The sequence below is a fragment of the Marinilabilia salmonicolor JCM 21150 genome (assembly GCF_000259075.1).
GTDB lineage: Bacteria > Bacteroidota > Bacteroidia > Bacteroidales > Marinilabiliaceae > Marinilabilia > Marinilabilia salmonicolor.
This window is the reverse complement of record NZ_AJKI01000008.1, coordinates 1-23,053: the sequence shown is the minus strand read 5'-3', so window position 1 is coordinate 23,053 and position 23,053 is coordinate 1. Positions and strand designations below refer to the sequence as shown.

Sequence of the window (23,053 nt, the reverse complement as noted above, 5' to 3'; positions counted from 1 at the left end):
TGCCGCTTTTTTTCATTCTTTCTTCAATCTATTTTGCATAATTGATAGCCCGGGTTTCTCTGATCACGGTGATTTTAACCTGACCAGGATAGGTCATTTCGGTTTGAATTTTACGGGCAATATCTGCTGAAAGCTGATCCGCCTCATGATCACTGACCTTTTCGCTACCTACGATTACCCTCAACTCACGTCCTGCCTGAATGGCATAAGTCTTCAAAACACCGGGGTAAGAAAGTGCCAGTGTCTCCAAATCTTTCAGGCGTTTTATGTAAGCCTCCACCACTTCTCGGCGGGCGCCGGGGCGAGCTCCTGAAATGGCATCACAAACCTGTACAATGGGCGAAATCATGCTGGTCATCTCCACCTCATCGTGGTGAGCACCAATTGCATTGGCGATATCCGGCTTCTCTTTATATTTCTCGGCCAGTTTCATACCAAGAATTGCGTGTGGCAAATCTGGATCCTCGTCACTTACCTTACCGATATCGTGCAACAAGCCGGCGCGTTTAGCACGTTTGGCATTCAAGCCAAGCTCGGAAGCCATGATGGCACATAAATTTGCTGTTTCTCTACTATGCTGGAGGAGATTTTGTCCGTAAGAAGAACGGTATTTCATCTTTCCAATCAACTTAATCAGCTCGGGATGCAATCCATGAACCCCCAAATCGATGGCTGTGCGCTTACCATTCTCAATCATCTCCTCTTCCACCTGCTTACGCACCTTATTTACCACCTCTTCAATACGGGCGGGGTGAATACGGCCATCAGTCACCAACTGGTGCAATGCCAGCCGTGCAACTTCACGACGCATGGGATCAAACCCTGACAGCACAATCGCTTCGGGTGTGTCATCAACAATAATTTCGACACCGGTAGCAGCTTCCAGAGCCCTGATGTTCCGTCCTTCACGGCCGATAATACGACCTTTAATTTCGTCAGAATCGATATGAAAGATGGTCACGGAGTTTTCAATGGCTGTTTCGGTAGCAGTACGCTGAATTGTCTGAAGGACTATACGTTTAGACTCCTTATTTGCATTAATACGAGCCTCATCCATGATGTCATTGATGTACGACATTGCTTCGGTCTTTGCCTCAGCTTTAAGCGATTCCACCAGCATCTCTTTGGCTTCATCGGCCGACATTCCGGAAATGGCTTCCAATTGCTCCACCTGTCTTTTGTGAGTTCTGTCCAGGTCTTCACTTTTCTTCTCAACCAGCTCCAGTTGTTGATCCAGGTTTTCGCGAATTGCGTCGGTCTCTTTCCTTTTACGCTGCAACTCCTCCATCTTCTGGGAGAAGGTGGATTCTTTCTGCTTCAGCTTGTTTTCAGCTGCAACGATCTTAGAGTTGCGGGCATTTATTTCCTTTTCGTGTTCTGCTTTCAGTTGCAGAAATTTCTCCTTCGCCTGAAGTATCTTATCTTTTCTGATTACTTCGGCTTCTGCTTCTGCCTCCCTGACAACCTTGCGGGATTTGGACTTAAGTGCTGTATTGAGCAGCACCCATGTCAAACCGCCACCGGCCAGAAAGGCAACTATTGCTATTACTATTTCCATTGTTTCGTTTTTAAACTAATGATACAAAAAAACCGCACCTTTATCCTGAAAATCAATAAAGCATCAATGCACAAAGCATCAATACATTCAGGAAAAGTGCGGGCAACTTATCTAAATAAAAATATCTACTCTTCAGTCAATATTGCATCAATTTTATCGTTTAAGTCTTTTACGGCATCAACAATCGGTGAATGATCATGTTTGTTTTCAAGTTCTAACATCTTAATAACATACTGAAGTGAGGCCATGGCCAGAAAATCCTGGACATCCTTGTCGTGATACCGTTGTTTATACTGTAAAACTTTCTCATTAATAAGACGGGCAGCTTTCCTGATCTTCTCCTCATCATCCCTGTCTATTCTCAGGGGATAATAACGGTCTGCCACATTTACTCGTATGGAAAGCTTGTCATCCATTTAACGTACTTAACGATTTAACAGTGCAATGCACTTATCAATTTCCCGCACAATCTGGTTAATCCTGCTCTTTGTTTGCTGAACATCCTCGGGTGCACTTTCCAGTACCTTTGCCATTTTGGTATTCCCAAGTTGCTCTTCCAGGTCTGTTTTGCTGTTAACAACTTCCTTTAACTGACCGGTAAGCTGTGATACTTCATTCTTCAACCTTTCATTTTCACGCCTTGCATCACGATACAGCTGCACCAGCCGGTCAACCCGGGTTCCCAATTCAACAACCAAATCTGTATTTGGATCAACCATTGTTCAATTATTCGTAATATTATCTTCGACCTGTTACAGACACAAACAATCAACAACCTCATGATGTTTACCACCTGTAATGAATCAAATTTAAACTGAAGGTCTCTACAGCAATAAGAAACACTTCTTTTTCTGCTTATTCCTTAAAATAAAGCATTCTGTAAATATTCATTTAAACCATTTGTTTAGGTAAAACAAAAATCGGTTTTATGCACATTCCAGTACAAAATTAACATTGTTTCATAATTACCCAAAATTCGCAACAGAAAAAAGTATTTTATTTTTTATTGATGTCAGGGAAAAAGTTGAAGATTGACCCACAACGTTCGTCAGGTAGAGAGATGGCAATGTTTTGGAGGATGGTTAAATATATTACAAAGGCACTGCCAGAAAGCAATTGGGGAACGATTTACAAAGCGAATCGCTCCCCAATTTTTTAATAATCAAGTTTCAATTGAATACCTGCCTTAATCCACCGGCCGGGGCGTGCTAACTCACCCATATCATAGTATTCCTTATCAAACAAATTGGCAGCCTCTGCGAAAAGGCGCCAGTTCTTCCTGTTCCAGGTCACCCGCAGATCTGAAACCCAAAAAGGTGTATAATCCACCAGATTATTGGAGGTTGAGTTTTGATATGCTCCCACTCTGTCCTGATACAGAAAGTTCCATCTGGCAGTCACATTTTCGATTATCAAATGCTGTATGCTCACATTCAGCTTATGCTTCACATGATTAAGCACATAGCGGGACTCATAGCCCGGTTCAGGATTTTTGTCCTGATCCAGCCAGGCATACCCCACGTCTATCTTATTCACAAACGAAAGACCCAATTCAGAGGGAAACAAGGTGGCCATCACTTCTACTCCAAAGGCATCAATTTCATTCACATTGGTGGTGGTGTATTCTTCCTGTCCTTCAGGCCGCCCCCAGTCAATCAGGTTTTTGCCCCGCCGGAAAAAACCATTCAGATGTCCGGCTATCGCAGGGCTCACGTACTTCACGCCTGTTTCAATGGTCGCAGCTTCTTCCGGCTCCAGGTCAGAATTCCCCACATGAATTGGACTGTTGTAGGATAAATCAGTAAAAGTGGGCATCCGTAGCGACTGGTTGTAACTGGCCAACCACTTAACACGAGGAGAAAGCCAGTAACTAACGTCCACCCCTGGAAACCAGTTAAGTCGGTAATCAAGCCCTGAGTTGAAATTAGCCATTACACCCCCTGAAACAGAAAAATTCCCGATTTTGACGTTGTGTTCCAAAAACAAAGAAGTATTGGTACGGCTGTAGCTTTTATTGAAGTAAACGCCATCTTCACCGGGAACATCAAGCGGTTGTTCCAGTTCGTTGCCTATATTATTGCTCCAGATATTTTCTGACCGAAGTTCACCTCCAACCGAAGTCTTCCCCAACATCCAGGGGAAAGTCGCATTGATATTTCCCCCGTAAACATCGGTAAGGTGATAATTGTGGTTGGTGTACCAGTCGGAAGCATCATCTCCATCCCGGAACAATTCAAATCGATCGTGGTGACGACGCCAATAAAGAGATGGTTTTACCTTAATGACATTTCCGGTTTCAAACCCCAGGGAAGAGAAAAAAGTCCTTGTTTCCTCATATTGATTCGGGAAGGTAGCACTGTAAAAAGAATTGGCGCCGAAAGATTTGGTGGTATATCCGGTCTGAAAGTTAATTGATTCATGATCCTGTTGATAACGGAACTGATAAAACAGATTCATCAGATCAAAATCGGTGTTGTTGACATATCCGCTGCTGCCACCTTTACTTGCAGAAAGAAAACTGGTGCTATTGCCAATGTTATGATTCAGGCTTACTCCGGCATCGTAGAGACCATACTCACCTCCCAGAACACCTGCAGAAATCTTATTTTGTTTAGAGGTAGCCGTAATTATATTGATTGCTCCACTAAAAGCATTGGGCCCGTGCACCCTTGCCGCAGGCCCCTCAATAACCTCTATTCGTTCAATGCTGTTTAAATCAACCGGCAGATTCAAATTATGATGACCGGTTTGCGGATCCGTAATGTTTACTCCGTTAAGCAAAATCATTACCTGATCAAACGAACCCCCTCTCAGGCTAAGGTCTGCCTGAACACCCAGTGGCCCGCGTTCACGTACATCCACATTCATCATATACCTGAGAACCCCCTGGACACTTTGAACAGGCAGGGCTTCAATTTCACTACGGGGGATTACCGTAATCATGCGTCCCACCTCCGAATAGAGTGAGGGCGCCCGGTGAGCTGTCACCTGAACCTCAGCAAGCCGGATTTTACTGGTAATGGAATCAGTTTCAGTTTGGGCAAAGGTGTTCATATAGCCAAGACAAATAAAGTATGAAGCTGCCAACATACCAATTTTCACCTCTCGATTCAGGGTATTGAATGCGGCATAACTACGATGTTCCCATCGCGTAAACACCAGCGTTTTGGAAATTGAAATAAATTTTTTGATCATCATAAAAAATATTTTGAGATTAATAAAGGTGCAAAGATAACCATAAAGAAGCCCCTGAACTATCTCAAAATACTCAAAAAATCTTTAAAAACGCCACTAAAACTTTGGTCGAATGGAACTTGCATACAAGAACTTATATATGTTCTCTGGTGACATCCAACCTTTCAAAGGGTCATAATCGTTTCACAATCAACCAGTCAATTCATCTCCTCAAACACCAAACAATCTGTTTTCTCCCAGGCATCCAGCCAATTCACGATAAACACTTTGAAAGTTAGCCATTGAGAAATCTCCTTCCATCGCTTTCAGCAGCCGTTGGGCCAAAGATCCGGAATCCACAATTTCCGAGAAGACCCGGTAATATTCCGGATTCATTACAGACTGAAGAGAAGTTTTAAGAAAATGCCACACCCCCCCTGCAGTGATCATTTTATCGTTACACCCCCAAAATTTCAGATAATCAACGTCATCAATTAAGGTAGCTCCCGATTTTCGTATTGTTTCCCCAAAGATTGCGGCCAATCTGTTTTCGTGCCATCCCATCTGATTCTCATAAGAAGCAAATTCCCTCTCTACAGTCAACTTTATCAATCCCGTAATGGCATCCACTATGGCCAGATCTGCCAATGGGCATTCCTGATTATCAACCACTCGAATCTCAACAGCACCGCGATCAAAACGGGAAATAGCTCCCCGGGAGTTTAAAAAATGCTTGTCCAGGACGTTCCCTTTATCAAAAGGCGCAATATCTTTTATTATGGGAGCAAAAATGGTCCGGAAATACGCGTCCTTACTGAAAACCGCCTCAGGAATAATCACCCCGGCAATGGATGGAATTTTCTGTTGATTGTGACGATACGCTTCCATTCTGCTGTCATGAAAGCCTGTAAACCGACCATCCAAAAAGGGAGTGGAGGCGGCAATGGCAGGAATTAAAGGTAATACCATTCGAATGGCAGCATGAAGGCGACCAAACTCTTCATCTCCTGAAAAGGGTAAATTGATATGAGTACTTTGCAGGTTGCTCCAGCCATGCCCCCGGCAATCAAAAATTCTGTTGTAAAGGGTATATATTTCATTGTATTCATGCTGCCACAGGTGTGTCTCCGTGTGAGGATTCATCCACGGATGTGCACCACCGGGCAACAGTTGTGCATTAAACCCGAGTAAAAGATGATTTATTTGCAACACATTGGCATGAAAAAGCTTGTGCAACCCATTTGTGGATGCTACCGGACCGTTTGTTTTAAGTTCCACCACATGGTTGACCAGTTCATTACTCCAGGCGATCTCTCCGTTTTCAAAATCAGAAGTAATCTCACCTGTAACCTGCTGCAATAATCGATCACAGGCCGGCATGACGTCCAGCGTATCCCGATTCACAATCATATATTCAAGCTCAATACCGGTAACATCAAAAAGATGAAAAGGATGTCTTTGAGTCATTTTCAGAATATCTAAATTAAGGAATTCTTTTCCTGCTTGTTCCGGTTCTTATCATCCGACAATTGTCTGAATGAAGAACCATTTATCTGTTCCAGTAAGAACATAATAATCTTCCTGTATATCTCGTCCTTCAGCAATCCATCCTCCACGCCGGCATCTATATTGGGGTTGTCGTTCACTTCAATAACAAAGGGTTTCCCATCCAACTCCTTTATATCCACTCCATAAAGCCCGTTTCCGATTAGTCTGGTCGCTTTTAAGGCAGTTTCAAGAACCTGATGAGGAGCATCAGAAGGATCCATAATATCAAAATTCCCCTCCACTTCAGACTTCTTTTTACTATTCCAGTTATAGATTTGCCAATGTCCGGAGGCCATATAGTAACGGCATGCAAACAACACTTCATTATTGAGAATCCCTACTCTCCAGTCGTATTCCGTAGGCATAAATTCCTGAGCAATAAGCAGGTCAGAAGTTTTCAGCATCTCCTTTACCTTTTCTTTAAATTCTTCCTTGCTGCTGACTTTAACAACTCCCTGTGAAAAGGAAGAATCCGGAAGTTTCAAAACACATGGAAACCCCAGTGAGTCAGCATCCCGTGGATTATCAGACAGCAAAACCAATGTTTTTGGGGTAGGTATTTTTGCATTGCGTAGTAATTCTGTCAGATAAACCTTATTGGCACATTTCAAAATTGAATCGGGAGAATCCAGAACGGCCAATCCTTCACTCTGGGCTCTTCGGGCCATACGGTAAGTATGATGGTTCACGGCAGTGGTTTCCCTGATAAGCAATGCATCAAACTCACCGATACGATCATAATCCTCTTTGGTAATAAACTCCACATAACAACCAAGTTTGATAGCAACTTCTTCAAAGGCTGCAAGTGCTTTCTTATTGGACGGAGGCGATGGCTCTTCAGGATTGATCAAGATGGCCAAGTCGTAAATATACTTGCCGGGTCTGGCAAGGTCATATCGTTTCCGTTCAAAATAATCGATGGCAAATTTCTCCAGATACGGCAGATGGTGTTCAGGCACCTCTTTCAAGGGAATGGTACGAATAGAATATACCTCCCATTTCCGTCCGTTATGGACAAAACGGGCCCGCAGAAAAGGAGCCTGAAACAATTTGTGCAATTCTTTGGCCAATCGTGCATACTGATTGGAAATATTCTGTCCGAAGTAGATGCTTAGTACAAACTCTCCCGACCGAATTCGCTTCAGACTCTTTTGAACTAAAGCGTCCAAATCATCCGAAACACTTTTGACCAGCGCCCTTTCCCTAAGATCGAGCATGTTCTTGACAGAAGGAACCACTTTGTGTCCCCGCGCTTCAGCCAACAAAGAGACATAATACCCTCGGGTTTGGTAAGCATAATCATTAGAGAGGTTAAAAACTCTGACATTCCTGAGTTTAGAAAAGCCGGAATCACTCAAGTAAGTTCTGGGAGAAATCACCTCTACACCTGGAACATCCAAAACCCAATGCGAGGGTTTATTGATAACAATAATTTTTTTCACGGAAAAAAGAAAGATTTAAAAGACAGGAGAACTACTCTTTCATAACAATCAACATATTGGCATCATAGGTGACAATGCCTAACAAAATAGAGTTGATCAGGCGATGAATATTCACCTGGTAATAATTATCACCCGAGATCGGGTTTTCCTTATAGGGATCGGCTATAAAGACGTCCTCTCCCATCATCCCACTAAGAACAACAAAATGCCCCATCGGTTCTCCCTTCAGATCATGATAAACAGATCGGTCTTTATAGTCAGTATATTCTCGTTTGGAATTGTAAAGGTAAGTGGCACTCAGGCCTGTTAAAACAGGTATTCCACGATGCAAATAACGTTCAAAGATGGATCTGTTCAGATCCTCAAACACTATTTCACCGTCCATGTGAAGATATTGCTGATAGGCACGCGTTGCCTGGTAAAACTTTTTCCCCTGTTTATAGCGCAATTGAAGTTCCAATCGTTCTATCAGTTCGTCAGAAGGCAAATGCTCCCAGGAGGGATCAAACATCTTAAGATTATAGGAATAAATACGGGTTTTAAGGCCTCTCCTGAGTGCGTCCATTCCCAGCATTACAGCCAGTGTTCCCCCATCAGGAAGATAATTCACACTCTTCACCACCTCATCCAGGGAAAGGTTTTCTCCCAGATACCGGTAAACCGCATGCAGGCTTGTAGGCCCGCAGGTAGAGTCGTCCGGCTGAGAAAGTATGCTGACAAAGTGCCTGTTTTCCATGCGTACATCGATAAAAAATACGGATGTAATATTAGAACATTTTTAGATTGAATGTACCTGCATGAGAAAAAATAATTTCTGACAATTTATCTATAAAAAAACCCTCTCCGGAGAACCGAAGAGGGCTTATGTATCGTACGTCTCACAACGTGAGCACAGGAAATTACTTTTTAAAGTAGTCTTTAACCATATCGTTTGGCACTACATCTTCCTGAAAAGAGTAAGATCCGGTTTTAGATGACTTCACCATTTTGATAACTTTGGTATGTCCTTTACCTGCACCTTTTTGTACTGATGCTACTGCTTTCTTAGCCATGATCTACTGTTTTATTTGATTTCACGATGAACAGTATAACGCTTCAAAACAGGGTTATACTTTTTCAATTCAAGACGATCCGGGGTGTTCTTACGATTTTTCACACTGATATACCGTGAAGTCCCGGGCATTCCGCTCTCTTTATGTTCGGTGCATTCCAAAATCACCTGAACGCGGTTTCCTTTACCTTTCTTAGCCATAATTTACCCTCCGTTTTTTAGTATTTTGAAATAAAACCATTCTTTTTGGCTGATTCCAGTGCAGCTTTTACACCCACCTTATTGATCAACCTAAGCCCTGAGGCAGACACCTTCAGGCTAACCCAACGGTCCTCTTCGGGTAAATAAAACTTTTTATTGAAAAGGTTTGGATTGAACCTCCTTTTGGTTCTTCTCTTTGAGTGGGAAACGTTGTTTCCTACCTGAAAGCTTTTTCCTGTTATTTCACAAACTTTTGACATTGCTCAACCGTTTTTCGATACGTTTTTCAAACAGAGCGCAAAATACGGCATTTTTCTTAAAACAAACAAACTTTTTCTTTTATATTTTTCTTCAAGGCCCCAACAAAGCAATAAACAGGCGATTTTTCTCCTGATTTAAAGGTCACCTTTCTTCATCAACTGCATCAATTCAATTAATGCCGTTTCTGAAGTTCGCAAAATGTTGCGTTCCCGATATTTTCCAAAACTGAATTGTTTACTCACAACCCTCTTCCCTGCAGCAGCCCAGGCAATCCACACCGTCCCCACGGGCTTGTCATCTGTTCCTCCACCCGGTCCTGCAATCCCGGAAGTAGCAATGGCATAATCAGCTTCGGTAACATCAAGAGCTCCCAGTGCCATTTGCTCAACCACCTGTTTACTTACTGCTCCATAGTTGCTCAAGTCTTCCTCATTCACTCCCAGTAAACGATTCTTCATTTCGTTGGAATAAGTAACCACGCCCCCCTTAAAGTATTCGGAAGAACCCGCAACTGAAGTTATCAAATGGGCCAGATAACCACCGGAACAACTCTCAGCAAGTGCCAAAGACTTTCCGGTATTCCGAAAAAAACCTGCGAAAATTTCGGCAGCAGGCAAATCCTCCTCACCATAAATATTGTCTCCAATGATAGGAATTAACCCGTCCACAGCCTTGAAAATCTTAGCCTTTAAAAGTTCAGCATCAGCACCTCGTGCCGACAAGCGCAAACGGATTCTTCCGGGAGCAGGCAGATATGCAAGTTTTATCTCTGATGGCAAGCCATCCTCCCACTCTGTGAGCATCTCTGCCAAAACTGCCTCCGGAATGTTATGCACCAGAATGGTTTTGTGGATAATAATACCGGGGAGATACTTTTGTTTCAACCTGGGAATAATGCTGTTGGTCATGACCTGTTTCATTTCAGAAGGAACTCCCGGCATCGACACTACAACACTGTCATTGTAATCAAACCACATAATCGGTGCGGTTCCCATACTGTTGCGTATGACCTGGCATTTTTCAGGCACCAGAGCCTGTTCCCGGTTCAGTTCATTGATATTTTTAACCCGTCCTTTCAGAAATGTCTGAATATCATTAAATACCTCTTCATTAAAAACAAGATGGGTTTCAAAAAATTCACACAGTGTTTTTTTGGTAATATCGTCGCGCGTTGGGCCAAGTCCACCAGTCATAAGCACAATTTTAGCCCTCTGAGAAGCCTTTTCCAGAACCTCCTGAATCTCTTCTTTTTTATCGCTGACAGAAGTTATGCGCTGAACATCAAAACCTGCGTTATTCAGTGCACGCCCCATCCAGGCGGAGTTGGTATCTGTCACCTGCCCAATCAACAATTCATCGCCTATTGTAATAATTTCCACCATCAGGTAAAGTAGTTTGAATGAATGATTAAAAATGTCCTGTTAAAAGAGTTTAGAAATCCGCGAAAATAAGATCTAAACTAATCTCTCCGTACAAAATACAAAGTTAATCTTTTACCGAATAATAATTTCACCGCACCTGACATCCGGAATAGCTTTTGTTTAGACTGCATTACGCCCGTGAAATTAATTGGGGTAACCACTACTTAGTTTCTGTCCATAAAGTACCACTTGCGTCGTTACGCTTGCCGCCAAAATACTCATTTACGATTAGTAAACTCCGTTTTTGGCGGCTTCGCAAGCCTAGCTACTGGCACTTTCTGACCAGAAACATGACTAAAAACAAATTTTGCTTAGTTTATGGACAGACTCTACTTAGTGTTTGTCTATAAAGTCCAACTTCTGCGTTGTTGCTCAAAATCTAAATCTTCAAATACATTAGTATTCTGCGGCATAGATGTTTCACACGCCTTGAATTTGAACTTTCTATTTCAAACACGTGAAAAACGCTTAGTTTATGGACAGGCACTACTTAGTGTCTTCCATAAAATCCCATTTGCTGCGATTAGTAAACTGCGCTTTTAAGGGTTTCGCAGGCCTTGCAACTGAAACTTTTTGACCAGACACATAACTACTCAGTCTCAAAGCCAACTTTATAGACGGGTACTACTTATAGCTATAGCCAAGGCCAACGAGGAATACTACGACAGGTTCAGAAATCAATTAAAGAAATATTTCTGTATTTTAGTTAATAAATGCAAAAATAACCTCCTGTTTGGGGGTTAGAATATTGCACTTTAATGGTCAATTTTCATGTTTTAAAACATGAATTACTGCAATGTTTCTTTAATTAGTATGACAAAACGCTTACATATTCCTATATTACTGTCACTTCCTTTTATATACATATTTAGATTATTGTGGTAGTTAATGATTATTAAAGATTTTTTTCTTTAATTCTACACATCTAATTTTACGCCAAAATAAAAATGAAAACAATTAAAAACAACCTGTCATGAAAAAGTATTTGATTACCGTAAACGAAAAACAGTACGAGGTAGATGTAGAAGAGGTAAGAACCTCCGGAGGTGCTTTCCAGACCCTGAAGTCTGCACCAAAGATGAAAAGTGGAGTAAGTCCCAGTCAGATTAAATCTTCAAAACCAAAAACTTCATCCAAAGGGGGAGAAAAGGTAACTGCTCCAATGCCGGGTAGCGTGTTTAAAATGTTGGTTGCCGAAGGTGATGAAGTAAAAAAAGGCCAGACACTGCTGGTATTTGAAGCCATGAAGATGGAAAACGACCTCACTTCTCCCGTTGACGGAAAAGTTGCTGCCATAAATGTAGCCGAAGGCGATGCCATTGCAGCAGGTCAGGAATTGATAATTATTGGATAACCCCGGAAAACTGTTGATTGTATATGGGTAAAGTTGGTATTACAGAAACGATTCTTCGCGATGCGCACCAGTCACTGATTGCCACGCGTATGAAAACCGAAGAGATGCTCCCAATGATTGAGCAACTCGATGATATAGGTTACCACTCACTAGAGGCCTGGGGTGGTGCAACATTCGACGCCTGCATTCGCTTCCTGAATGAAGATCCATGGGAACGTCTGCGGAAAATCAAAGCTAAGGCCAAAAAAACTCCGCTGCAGATGTTGCTGCGCGGACAAAATCTCCTTGGGTACAAGCATTATGCCGACGATGTAGTTGAGTATTTCGTCCAGAAAGCGGTGGCCAACGGAATGGACATCATCCGTATTTTTGATGCATTGAACGATCCCCGGAATATGGAGACCGCCATTAAAGCGTGTATCAAAGAAGGTGGACACGCTCAGGGATGTATCAGTTACACCACCAGCCCTGTGCACAATCTGGAAATGTTCGCCAAGGATGCCAAGCGGCTGGAGGACATGGGCGCACACTCTATCTGTATCAAAGATATGGCAGGACTTCTGAAGCCCTATGATGCATATAATCTCATCAAAGCGATTAAAGAAACCGTTAAAGTGCCTGTTCAACTCCATACACATTATACCAGTGGAGTGGCTTCCATGACTTACCTGAAAGCCATTGAAGCAGGAGTAGATGTTGTAGACACAGCCCTCTCTCCTATGGCCGGCGGAACTTCCCAGCCAGCAACAGAGCCTTTGGTTGCCTCTCTTCAGGGAACTGAGCGGGATACCGGCCTGGATCTTGTTAAGCTGAGTGAACTTGCGGCTTATATGCGTCCACTGAAAGACAAATGGCTGGAATCTGGCCTTCTCAACCCCAAAATGCTGGGAGTGGATGCCAATGCACTGATTTATCAGGTACCAGGCGGAATGTTGTCCAACCTTGTATCGCAACTTCAGCAATCCAATGCCATGGACAAATACGAAGCTGTGCTTGAAGAGGTGCCCCGTGTACGCGAAGACTTTGGTTATCCGCCGCTGGTAACTCCTTCCAGTCAGATTGTTGGTACACAAGCAGTATTCAACGTACTGATGGGGGAACGTTACAAGATGGTTCCAAAGGAGTCAAAAGGTGTGGTAAAAGGAGAATACGGAACCCCTCCTGCACCCATTTCTGATGAAATCAAGAAAAAAATTCTGGGAGACGAAGAGGCGATTACATGCAGACCGGCCGATCTTATTGCCCCGGAACTTGATAAAACCAGAGAAGAAATAAAAGATCTCATCACTCAGGATGAAGATGTACTCACCTATGCACTTTTGCCGCAGGTCGCTAAAAAGTTCTTCGAAATGCGGAAGAACGGCACGCTGACTGCGCCGGAAGAGCCAAAACCTGCAGCAAAAGCAGCTCCTGCAGCAGAAAACAATGGTGAAGAAGAGAATGAGGAAGAATTGGCAGCTGTGATTTCTGCAGCTGTTGCTGCGCAAGCAGAACCGGGCACCCAGTATGCCGTTCGGGGTTTCAGACAGGTTGTTAGCCCGTGGGTACTGTCAGGTCGCCTGAACCGCTAAAAGCTAATTCTCCTTATTGGTTTAAAAGCAGCAACGCCCGGTAAAAGCCGGGCGTTTTTGTTTATTGTTGGTGCTAAAAAAAACCTAATCAGAAATCTTTTCCCAAGATTCTTCCTCCCATTCATCCTCCACGGGAGGGGGTGGTTTTTGCGGACCTTCTTTGCGAAATACCACAGCAGTTACGCCCCCGGCCAAAGCACCCCACATATGGGCCTCCCATGAATAATCCACCAACCATTCCACCGGAAAAATTCCCCAAAACAAACTGCCATACAAAAATACCACCATCATGGAAAGTGCAATCAGCGGAACATAATTACGGATGATACCGCTGACGAAAAGAAATGAAGCTATTCCATAAACCAGTCCGCTCGCTCCCACATGCCATGCATCACGGGCACCAAACCACAACCAGATACCTGCCAGCAGATAAATCCAAAGAAATACCTTAAGCGCAATATCCCGATACACATAAAAAAGCACGGAAGTCAACACCAGAAATGGCCCTGCATTGGCACCCAGATGGCCCCAGTCGGCATGGATAAATGGCGACAAAAATATCCCGGGAAGCCCCTCCACTGACAAAGGTTTAACCCCCAGAAAAAACCAGTGTGTATCCTCCAGCACCTGAACCGAATGTACCAGAAACATCAATAACAACATAAACAAAGGAAAAACACCACTGTATAGTATCTTTTTCCGTTCTGCTTTAATATGTTGTTCAGATAAGCTGGTCATTACATTTGGTTGTTGGCTGTTAGCTCTTAGCTGATAGCTCGTGGCTGTCAGCTCTTAGTTTAGTCCTACTGACTATTCCCTATTCTCTACCAACAGCTTTATTTCAGTCACAAATCCTTTAATCTCCTCCTCTGTGGTATCAAAAGAGGTCATCCAGCGCACTTCATTTCTGGATTCATCCCACATATAGAAAAAATACTTTTGCTGCAAAGGTTCAATAATATGTGGCGGAACGATGGCAAATACTCCGTTGGCCTGAGGTTTTTGGGTTAATTGAATCTCCTTTACCGACTCCAGTTCACGAGCCAAAAGCGCAGCCATAGAATTGGCATGCTCTGCATTTTTTCGCCACAACTCCTCAGTCATAAAAGCCTCAAACTGGGCAGCAATAAACCGCATTTTGGAATGAAGTTGAGTCGTTTGTTTACGAATGTATTTTGCGTGTTCCACAAAAACAGGATTTAGAAAAACCACTGCCTCACCAAACATCAGTCCGTTTTTGGTACCCCCGAAAGAAAGTACATCTACCCCCACATTTGTAGTCATGTCCCTGAATTCGCACCCAAGCGCGGCAGCAGCATTTGAAATCCGAGCTCCATCCATGTAAAGAAACAGTCCTTTGGAATGCACAAAATCAGACAATCGTTGCAACTCCTCAATGGTATATAAAGTCCCCATTTCGGTGGATTGAGTAACGGATACCACTCCAGGCTGAGAGTGATGCTCAAAACCAAAACCATGTAAATGTTGCGTGATCAATTCCGGCGTGAGCTTACCATCCGGTGTTTTAATGGTCAGCATTTTGCACCCGGTATGCTTTTCAGGAGCTCCGCACTCGTCCACATTTATGTGAGCTGTATCCGCAGCAATCACTGCGTTAAATGGCCGTGTCATCGTCTGAAGCGCAATGACATTGGCTCCTGTACCATTGTAAACAAAGAACACCCTAGCCTGCTCACCAAAAACCTTCTGAAAAAGTACCTCCGCACGGGATGTAACCTCATCACCTCCGTATCCGACCGCATGCTCAATATTTACTTCAATAATTGCATTCATTACATCAGGATGAACCCCTGAATTATTATCACTTGCAAATCCCTTCATTTGTGTATTGTTTATAAGTTTTTACCGGGCGGGAGGTCATGCGAATGTAATGCTTTTTTACTTTTTCGAAAATGACCACTTTCATCCATATAAAATTCATTCATTAAGATCGGATGAAACTCCCATGATCAGGTTTTATAGAGGTTCTTTTGTAACAAACCTTGTCATACTTGTTTCACACCCGGAAGATATTTGACACAAAAAAGCCTGTATTGCAGGCAAAAAACATACAAAACAGGCTTTATCATTTCTAACCAACTTTATTCACAAACTATTTATTCCGATGCCCAACTATCTGAGAAAAACAACAATTCATAAATTAAGCAGGCCTATTTCGGACTATCTGGCATGAAAAACCAGCAATGGTGTAGTAGAGTGAAACAACATTCTCTTGCCAACACTGGGATTAAAAATTCGTGAGAAAATATTCCTTCGATGCGTGGTCAGGCTAATAATATCCACATCTTTTCTTCTGACATAACTCTCCATTCCGACCCAAAAGTCTTCATTCTTCACCAGATCGAAATCAATTTGAGTTTTGGGAAACTTTTCAGAAACATATTTTTTTAAGCCTTCCATTTTCAGGTTGTCCCATTTGGCTGATGATTTCTCACAAACATGAGCAAAAGTAATGGACACATCCAACGGTTTAACCAGTTTCTCCAATTTGTCCAATGCCACAAAATCCGACTCTTCAAAATTGGTAGCATACAATACTTTCTTTATCTGGTCGATCCCTTTATAGTTGAAGTCTTCAGGAACCGCAAGGACAGGTACCTTAGCCCCTTCCATCACTTCCGCAGTCACACTCCCAATCAGGTCAGAAGCCTTACGATCTTTCCCCCGGGTGCCCATAATAATAACGGTAGGATGATATTCCTCGCTGAAATGAATAATTTCATCCTCCGCCACCCCGCTTAAAAGCTTTGATTTAACCGTCAAATTGTCGAAAGATTTTTCAGCTTTACGTTTCTTCATGTGGCTCATAAAACCCTTCATATCCTCTTTAGCTTTTTCCTCCAGATCAATCAGCATTTCATCCATACTCGTATCGTACACATAAGCTTCCGTAAAAGGCAGAGTGTTTATTACGGGGTTGTAATATACATGCAACACCAAAATTTCTGCGTCTAAACGTGCAGCCCAATCGAGTGCCATCTCCGCAGCTTTGGAAGAATAATCACTAAAGTCAATGGGTAACAAAATACGAGACCGACCGGGACGCCCTCTTTTCCGCTCCTCAGCCTTCATCAATTCAGGTTTCTCAACCTCTTCCATGAGTTGTACGGCCTTTTCAAGATCCGTTTCCCGGATTCTGATTTTCACTCCCTCAGAGACAGCCCCCTGAATCAGGTTCACATTTTCCAGAAAGCATTCAATATCCTCACTTTCAAGTAAAGATCGAATAATCTCTGCATGTCCGAATGTGCGGGTAGCCAGTGTTATAATTTTATCGTCCTTCATAGCTTAGATTTTTGAATTATCTTCAATTAAGTTAGAAAAAAACGAGGATAAAATCAACAGGAAAAGAAATAAACTATCATTGATGTCCGGGGAAAAAAATGAGATTGCTTCACTACGATCGCAATGACGGGACTTTGCAGGATGTTGCGAACAAAGCGAAGCAATCTCGTTAAAAAAAAATAGTTTTACCGGGCAATGGAGATAAACAATACTATTGAGGAAATTAAACAGCATCAAACCGGGAAACATCAAAAACGCCTCTGATGTTCTTTATTTTCTTCATCAAAGTATTAAGCAACTGCTTGTTATTCACAAATACCGAAAGTGTTCCCTCAAACACCCCATCGTGTGAATTGACATTAATAGAGCGCATTTTAAGCCCCATATCTTTTGAAACCACCTGAGAAATATTGGTTACAATACCTATATCATCCTCTCCGGTAACCCTAAGGGCAGCCAGATAAGAACCTCCGGCTTCGCCGGTCCAGCGTGCTGGGACAATGCGGTAACCGTATTTTTGACGCATATCAGGTGCATTGGGGCAGTTTTTACGATGAATACGAATACCACCATTGACTGAAACGAATCCGAAGATGTCATCTCCAAAAATTGGGTTGCAACACTTGGCAAGTTGAAAGTTTACATTGCTCAGATTTTTATCAATCAAAAGGACATCATGACCGACTTCCTCCTCATGATCTGTCGGCGTCACAAAGTTCTCAGCACTTCGCCCGGCCAATTGGTTCTCAGCCTGTTCCTTCTCCTTCTCTCTCTCTTTCAGGATATAATCCTTCACAGCAACAGCATCCAGATTGTCTTCGGCGATGTCCCGGAAAAAATCGTGCACCGACTTATACCTAAAATGTTTCACCAACTGACCAATCAATTGGTCGGTCAGCTCCATTTTCCAGTTTTTCAGACGACGGGCAAGCATCTCACGGCCTATTTCAGCCTCCTTATATTCAATATCCCGCAGAGCCTGTTTTAGCTTGGTGCGTGCTCTGGAAGTGCTAACCACACTCAACCAGTCACGTTTGGGTTCCTGATTCGAGGAGGTCTGGATCTCCACCTGATCGCCATTTCTCAGTTCATATTTAATGGAAACATTTTTCTGATTGACCCGGGCTCCCACACACTTTTTCCCAACCTCGGAGTGGATATCGAAAGCAAAATCAAGCACCGTAGCACCTTTAGGTAACCGCCGCAAATCGCCTTTCGGAGTAAAAACAAAAACCTCCTCCTCGTAAAGATTCAACCTGAAGTCATCAATGAAATCAACTGCATTAACTTCCGGATTTTCAAGTATCTCACGCACATTGGTAAGCCACTGATCCAATCCTCTTTCACTTTTGATGCCCTTATAGCGCCAGTGGGCAGCCAGTCCTTTCTCGGCAATCTCGTCCATTCTTTTGGTACGTATCTGTACTTCAATCCACTTGTGATTCGGCCCCAGCACCGTCGTATGCAACGACTCATAACCATTGCTCTTGGGAACAGAAAGCCAGTCGCGTAAACGACTGGGGTTGGGTTGATACTTGTCTGTAACAATAGAATAAACCTTCCAGCATTCTGCTTTCTCTTTTTTAATGTCAGTATCTATGATAATACGGATGGCAAAAAGGTCATAAACCTGCTCAAACTCTACATTCTGCTTCCGCATTTTATGGAAAATGGAATTGATGGTCTTGGTCCTCCCCTTGATATCAAAATCCAGTCCCTGATCACTCAATTCCTTTTTTAGCGGAGCAATAAACTCACTTATGTATTTATCTCTGGCCCGTTTGGTTTCATTGAGTTTTTTGGCAATGAATTTATACATTTCACGATTGGTAAACTTCATCACCAGATCTTCCATTTCTGACTTGATGGTATAAAGACCAAGCCGGTGGGCCATTGGCGCATAGAGATAGGCAACCTCCGATGAAATAACCTCCTGACTCTGCCGGTCGTAACGTTCCAGCGTACGCATCGTGCGCAACCGGTCGGCAATGATTACCAGAATAACCCTCACATCCTGTGCAAAGGTGAGCAGCAGCTTTCGAAAATTTTCACTTTTGATGGATGTATTCCGATTGTACAAATCAGCGACTTTATGCAACCCTTCCATAATCAAAACCACATGATCATCAAACTGCTCCCGAATCTCCTCAATGGTAATTTCACCATTGCGAAGAACGTCATAAAGCAGGGAGCAAATAAGGGAAGTTCTGCCCAGACCAACCTCTTCCACTACAATACGGGCGATTTCCAGAGAGTGCAACAATGCAGGAGTTCCTGAAATGCGCCGGATATGGGTGGCTTTTCTTAGTGAAACAGCAATAGCTTCCCGAATCATTTTTACATCTCCAGGTTGAATAATAGCTTCAGATGCTTCCAATAAGGATTTATAACTCTGTAATATATCCTTCCTCTCCTGCGGTGATATCGGTTTATTCAGATTGGGCATATCAAAATACTTTTGAATGGTAAAGATAAAACAATCGATGGATGACCGGGACAAAAATAATGTTAAACCTGGTCGTACGGCTCCAAAACGACAGCAAAATATAAACCATCATCAAAGGGCAAATCCCTGGTCTATTCTTCAAATACCATCCGCTTTTTATGAAGGAAAACGGAATGCATCAAAGCGGAATTATAACCTAATAATTAAAAATGCGGACTTTTAAAAAACAATCCTCTTTTTTATGGGTTATCCTATTAACTGATTGCACTTTCATATTTGACATTCTCAAAAAAAAACTCTATATTTAAATTAATTGAATGTTAAATTGTAAAAACCAATAAATTATGAAGAATACCGGATTATTTTTAGGAGGACTTATACTGGGAGCCGCAGCCGGAGCTGCCCTTGCACTTTTATATGCACCACAAACAGGTGAGGACACAAGACGTCAGATAAAAATAAAAATTGACGAATTGGAAGAAGAACTGGATAAAATGCGGGATAAACTTAAAGAAAAAGGTACTGAAATGAAAGAGGATGCCCGTAAGAGAGTTCAGGATCTGGAAAACCGAATTGAAAAACTAATGGAAGAATACAGGAAAGCTCCTGAAAAAGCCAAATAATTAAAAAGAAAAGACTTCAAAAAAGTTGTTCTTAACGGAGCAACTTTTTTATTTTAGGAAAAATTCGCACATTGCATCTGGCAATCATCATTAAGGAGAAAATTGTTTCCTTTACTCCAAATAAACAAACTAAATACTGATGAGGCGGCATGGTGAAGTTTGCCACAACAAGAACACCGGTAAGTGCTTTTATGTGCGCTTCATCCGACCAATAACTTAGATAAAATTCATACTGATGAAGGAAAGTATAACGAGCGAAATTGATGAACTAAAAAAGGAGCTTGAGGAATATTTACAAATTCGTGTGGATCTGGTAAAACTGCATATTGCAGGGGAATTATCCCGTTTTTTTTCAAGTTTCATGACGAAAACAGTTTTGCTCTACCTGTTTTTCTTTGTTTTCATGTTTTTTTCTCTGGCAGCGGCCTTATTGCTTGGAACCTGGTTAGATTCTTATGCTCTGGGATTTGCCATAATGGGAGGAGTATTCTTATTAGCGGCCCTTATTTTCTGGCTGCTGAGAAAACAGCTTATCGAGCGTCACGTTGTTCATCGATTTATTGAATTGATGTTTCCTAAGTTCGAGGATGACGACTCCAAATATTAATACCAACATGAATTGTTTGAGGTCCACTATCTCTTTTTTTTTAACGTAAAAAAATGTTGTAAAAAGGAATCACCCGATCAAGCAATAAAAGGATATCTTCCCACAAAAGGCTCGGTTGGGATTCATAAAAAATTGTCTGTTACACATAAAACCAAAGACACGAATCTTCTCAATTATGAAAAAACAGAAAGAAAATAACGACTACAGACACATAAAAAGTTACCGTGACCTCGTAGCTCAAAAAACGCATCTGGCCTATAAAGCCAAATACACAGAGAAGCAGCTGGAAATAAGATTACTTGAAATTGGGTACTATTTGCACCCCGTTCGACTGGTTCCATCCTTGGTGACAGAATGGGCCCAACCTATGTTGATGGAGCTAAAAAACAGAATTAAAGAGTACTTTTTTGGTCGCAAAAGAAAGTAATCAAGCAGAAATATTTATCCGTAACCTGTATTGATCAGCAATTATTAATTAAGATCTCCGAGAAAACCGAAAATAAGAACAGGCTAAAGAATTTTGGGATTCAAATCAAGCGGATGAGTAAAACCAAACCGGCTGCCTTTGCCTTCCTGACTTTCCACTTCTATCTCACCTCCCAGATATTCAACAATACTGCGGGCAATCGCCAGTCCCAGACCGGTTCCGCCTGCATGATGGTTACCAGCCTGATAAAAGCGCTCAAAAACATGCGGTAAATCCTCCCGGGGAATCCCCCTTCCGGTATCGGCAACCCAAAACCTGAGATGGTTCTTTTCCATGCGGCATCCCAGTGTTATTGAGCCTGTTTCAGTGTGTTTTATGGCATTACTCAGAAAATTGTTTAGAACCTGAACCAAACGACTGGCATCGGTATTTACAACAAGATTCTTACAAGCCTCATCGGTTGCCAGGACAAACTTAACACCTTTATTTTCTGCTATATACCGATACTGATCGGTCAGTTCCGAAATTAAAAACTTCAAACGAACATTGGAAAAAGAAAAACCAATAACCCCACTTTCAATCTTTGAAATATCAATAATATCATCCAGCAAACGCATCAATCGCTGAGCACTATTAGAGATAATGCTGGTATATTTTTGAACATTTGGCTCTTCAGCCTCAATTTCAAGCAATTCACAAAAACCTATAATTGAATTCATTGGCGTCCGTATTTCATGACTCATATTTGCCAGGAAAGCGGTTTTAAGATTGTCATTTTTTTCGGCATGAAGTTTTGCGACCTTTAATTCATCATTCATCGTGGCAATCCTGAGATTGTGCTGCTGAAGTTGAATATTTTGATTCTCAAGCTTGCTTTGTGACAGTTCCAACTCATGCTGTACCGTCTGCCTGCGTTGTAGTTCTTCCTGCAGGTCAGATGTACTCCTTCGAACTTGTTTTTTCAAAGACCATGACCAAAAGATAAAAATCAAAACAAGTAAAACCAGGGGGACAATAATCCAAAGCACAATCACCATTACTCTCCTCCAGGAAAAGGAGGTGTTTTCATACACTCCGAACCATTCCTGATAGATGGCATCATAAGTTCCATTGGTTTTGATAATGCTAAGTCCTTCGTTTAAAACAGCCAGTAACTGAGTGTTTCCTTCAGCCACAGCCATACAGTATTTTTGCTGAATGGCCGCCTTTCCAACATCCACCACATTATCAATACCATTGTCTTTTAGAAACCTCAATCCCTGAAGCCTTGAATGAAAAGCACAATCACCAATCCCCTCGGAAAGCGCTATAAACAAATCTCCAAAATCGGTAAATGTAATCAGTCGGGCTTGAGGATACTTTTCGACCATGTAATCATGTCCCAAATCTCCTTCCTGAACAAGGACTACTTTATCGTTAAAATCCTCATCATTATTCAACCTTGTTCCGTGACGAACAAAGAAGGAATAAGAGCTTATAAAATGAGGTATGGAAAAATCGGCTTTGGCATCCCTTTTCTGAGTCTGGTACATGCCTGAAACCACATCAAAATCTGCCTTATCAACAGAGGTTCTCACCTCACTCCAGGGTATCAACTCAATCTCCACATTGAGTTTCATAACCTCAGCCACCGCTTTGATGATGTTCACTGTAAATCCGTCCGGCTCCCCATTTTCATTCAAAAACTCATATGGAGCATAATTGTGGTCACCAATGACATGAATTACCGAATCCTGCCACTCAGGATATGACAATGTGCTGGAATCCGGATTTTCGTCCTTACTCAAATCAATTGCCTGTGCTTTACACCCCGGCCAAACAGGAGTGAATAACCACAAAGAGACAGATATAACAAAAAATCGAAGCAAAAAAGTATAATTTAGTTTCAGGCTTTTTCATCTACGAAACAGGACAACTAAAAGTTTTATTTTTTATATCCGTATAGAACAAAGTTTTGCTTTATTTGTCAGACTGCCTTGCTATTAAATGGCTTCGATTCCGGATTCACGTGGTGACACCAGTCCCATTTTACTCTGATGCAATCTACCTCAATGAATGCTTAC

The 23,053-nt window shown here is 42.2% G+C and carries 21 protein-coding genes; 5 read left to right on the top strand and 16 right to left on the bottom strand.

The window, feature by feature from the left end:
• Nucleotides 1-28: 28 nt before the first annotated feature.
• The 11 genes from rny to W7W_RS0105810 form a co-directional block, all read right to left on the bottom strand.
• Nucleotides 29-1,558, bottom strand: coding sequence for a ribonuclease Y (gene rny / locus W7W_RS0105865; RefSeq protein WP_010662890.1), 1,530 nt, complete (start codon nt 1,556-1,558; stop codon nt 29-31).
• 125 nt (nt 1,559-1,683) lie between these two features.
• On the bottom strand, nt 1,684-1,974 hold the full coding sequence (locus W7W_RS0105860; protein ID WP_010662889.1) for a cell division protein ZapA: 291 nt from the start codon (nt 1,972-1,974) through the stop codon (nt 1,684-1,686).
• Between the two features lie 9 nt (nt 1,975-1,983).
• Nucleotides 1,984-2,277, bottom strand: coding sequence for a hypothetical protein (locus W7W_RS0105855; protein ID WP_010662888.1), 294 nt, complete (start codon nt 2,275-2,277; stop codon nt 1,984-1,986).
• A gap of 436 nt (nt 2,278-2,713) precedes the next feature.
• On the bottom strand, nt 2,714-4,756 hold the full coding sequence (locus W7W_RS0105845; RefSeq protein WP_029510393.1) for a TonB-dependent receptor: 2,043 nt from the start codon (nt 4,754-4,756) through the stop codon (nt 2,714-2,716).
• A 207-nt stretch (nt 4,757-4,963) separates the two neighbouring features.
• A complete protein-coding gene (locus W7W_RS0105840) occupies nt 4,964-6,199 on the bottom strand; it encodes a carboxylate-amine ligase (protein ID WP_010662886.1) in 1,236 nt (411 codons plus the stop codon).
• An 11-nt stretch (nt 6,200-6,210) separates the two neighbouring features.
• Nucleotides 6,211-7,722 (bottom strand): RimK family protein, encoded by a 1,512-nt coding sequence (locus W7W_RS0105835; RefSeq protein ID WP_010662885.1) that lies wholly within the window; start codon nt 7,720-7,722, stop codon nt 6,211-6,213.
• Nucleotides 7,723-7,753: 31 nt separating this feature from the next.
• Entirely contained in the window at nt 7,754-8,458 is a 705-nt protein-coding gene (locus W7W_RS0105830; RefSeq protein WP_010662884.1) for a C39 family peptidase, read from the bottom strand.
• A gap of 163 nt (nt 8,459-8,621) precedes the next feature.
• Nucleotides 8,622-8,774, bottom strand: a complete 153-nt coding sequence (locus W7W_RS23120) for a DUF4295 domain-containing protein (RefSeq protein ID WP_010662883.1) — start codon at nt 8,772-8,774, stop codon at nt 8,622-8,624.
• Nucleotides 8,775-8,785: 11 nt separating this feature from the next.
• On the bottom strand, nt 8,786-8,974 hold the full coding sequence (gene rpmG, locus W7W_RS0105820) for a 50S ribosomal protein L33 (protein ID WP_010662882.1): 189 nt from the start codon (nt 8,972-8,974) through the stop codon (nt 8,786-8,788).
• Between the two features lie 17 nt (nt 8,975-8,991).
• Nucleotides 8,992-9,234 (bottom strand): 50S ribosomal protein L28, encoded by a 243-nt coding sequence (gene rpmB, locus W7W_RS0105815; protein WP_010662881.1) that lies wholly within the window; start codon nt 9,232-9,234, stop codon nt 8,992-8,994.
• Between the two features lie 135 nt (nt 9,235-9,369).
• On the bottom strand, nt 9,370-10,617 hold the full coding sequence (locus W7W_RS0105810; protein ID WP_010662880.1) for a CinA family nicotinamide mononucleotide deamidase-related protein: 1,248 nt from the start codon (nt 10,615-10,617) through the stop codon (nt 9,370-9,372).
• Nucleotides 10,618-11,629: 1,012 nt separating this feature from the next.
• On the opposite strand from W7W_RS0105810, the gene W7W_RS0105805 reads away from it, so the two are divergent.
• Nucleotides 11,630-12,010 carry a biotin/lipoyl-containing protein gene (locus W7W_RS0105805; protein ID WP_010662879.1) on the top strand — a complete coding sequence of 127 codons (381 nt, stop codon included), beginning with the start codon at nt 11,630-11,632 and terminating at the stop codon, nt 12,008-12,010.
• Between the two features lie 23 nt (nt 12,011-12,033).
• Complete coding sequence (locus tag W7W_RS0105800; RefSeq protein WP_010662878.1) at nt 12,034-13,581, top strand: oxaloacetate decarboxylase subunit alpha; 1,548 nt, start codon at nt 12,034-12,036, stop codon at nt 13,579-13,581.
• 84 nt (nt 13,582-13,665) lie between these two features.
• Here the strand turns inward: W7W_RS0105800 and W7W_RS0105795 are convergent, their stop codons facing one another.
• The 4 genes from W7W_RS0105795 to W7W_RS0105775 form a co-directional block, all read right to left on the bottom strand.
• On the bottom strand, nt 13,666-14,319 hold the full coding sequence (locus W7W_RS0105795) for a rhomboid family intramembrane serine protease (protein WP_010662877.1): 654 nt from the start codon (nt 14,317-14,319) through the stop codon (nt 13,666-13,668).
• Nucleotides 14,320-14,391: 72 nt separating this feature from the next.
• Nucleotides 14,392-15,423, bottom strand: a complete 1,032-nt coding sequence (locus W7W_RS0105790) for a threonine aldolase family protein (protein ID WP_010662876.1) — start codon at nt 15,421-15,423, stop codon at nt 14,392-14,394.
• A gap of 339 nt (nt 15,424-15,762) precedes the next feature.
• The gene (locus W7W_RS0105780; RefSeq protein ID WP_010662875.1) at nt 15,763-16,887 is read right to left on the bottom strand and encodes a universal stress protein; all 1,125 of its coding nucleotides are present in this window, start codon (nt 16,885-16,887) and stop codon (nt 15,763-15,765) included.
• A 223-nt stretch (nt 16,888-17,110) separates the two neighbouring features.
• Nucleotides 17,111-19,333: a RelA/SpoT family protein gene (locus W7W_RS0105775; protein WP_010662874.1), complete on the bottom strand. Its 2,223-nt coding sequence runs from the start codon at nt 19,331-19,333 to the stop codon at nt 17,111-17,113.
• Between the two features lie 344 nt (nt 19,334-19,677).
• Between W7W_RS0105775 and W7W_RS0105765 the strand changes: the two genes are divergently transcribed.
• The 3 genes from W7W_RS0105765 (at nt 19,678) to W7W_RS0105750 (ending at nt 20,990) form a co-directional block, all read left to right on the top strand.
• Nucleotides 19,678-19,956, top strand: a complete 279-nt coding sequence (locus W7W_RS0105765; protein ID WP_010662872.1) for a YtxH domain-containing protein — start codon at nt 19,678-19,680, stop codon at nt 19,954-19,956.
• Between the two features lie 235 nt (nt 19,957-20,191).
• Nucleotides 20,192-20,563 (top strand): phage holin family protein, encoded by a 372-nt coding sequence (locus W7W_RS0105760; protein WP_010662871.1) that lies wholly within the window; start codon nt 20,192-20,194, stop codon nt 20,561-20,563.
• Between the two features lie 175 nt (nt 20,564-20,738).
• Nucleotides 20,739-20,990 (top strand): hypothetical protein, encoded by a 252-nt coding sequence (locus W7W_RS0105750; protein ID WP_010662869.1) that lies wholly within the window; start codon nt 20,739-20,741, stop codon nt 20,988-20,990.
• A gap of 83 nt (nt 20,991-21,073) precedes the next feature.
• Here the strand turns inward: W7W_RS0105750 and W7W_RS22810 are convergent, their stop codons facing one another.
• Nucleotides 21,074-22,858: a transporter substrate-binding domain-containing protein gene (locus tag W7W_RS22810; protein WP_010662868.1), complete on the bottom strand. Its 1,785-nt coding sequence runs from the start codon at nt 22,856-22,858 to the stop codon at nt 21,074-21,076.
• Nucleotides 22,859-23,053 lie beyond the last annotated feature (195 nt).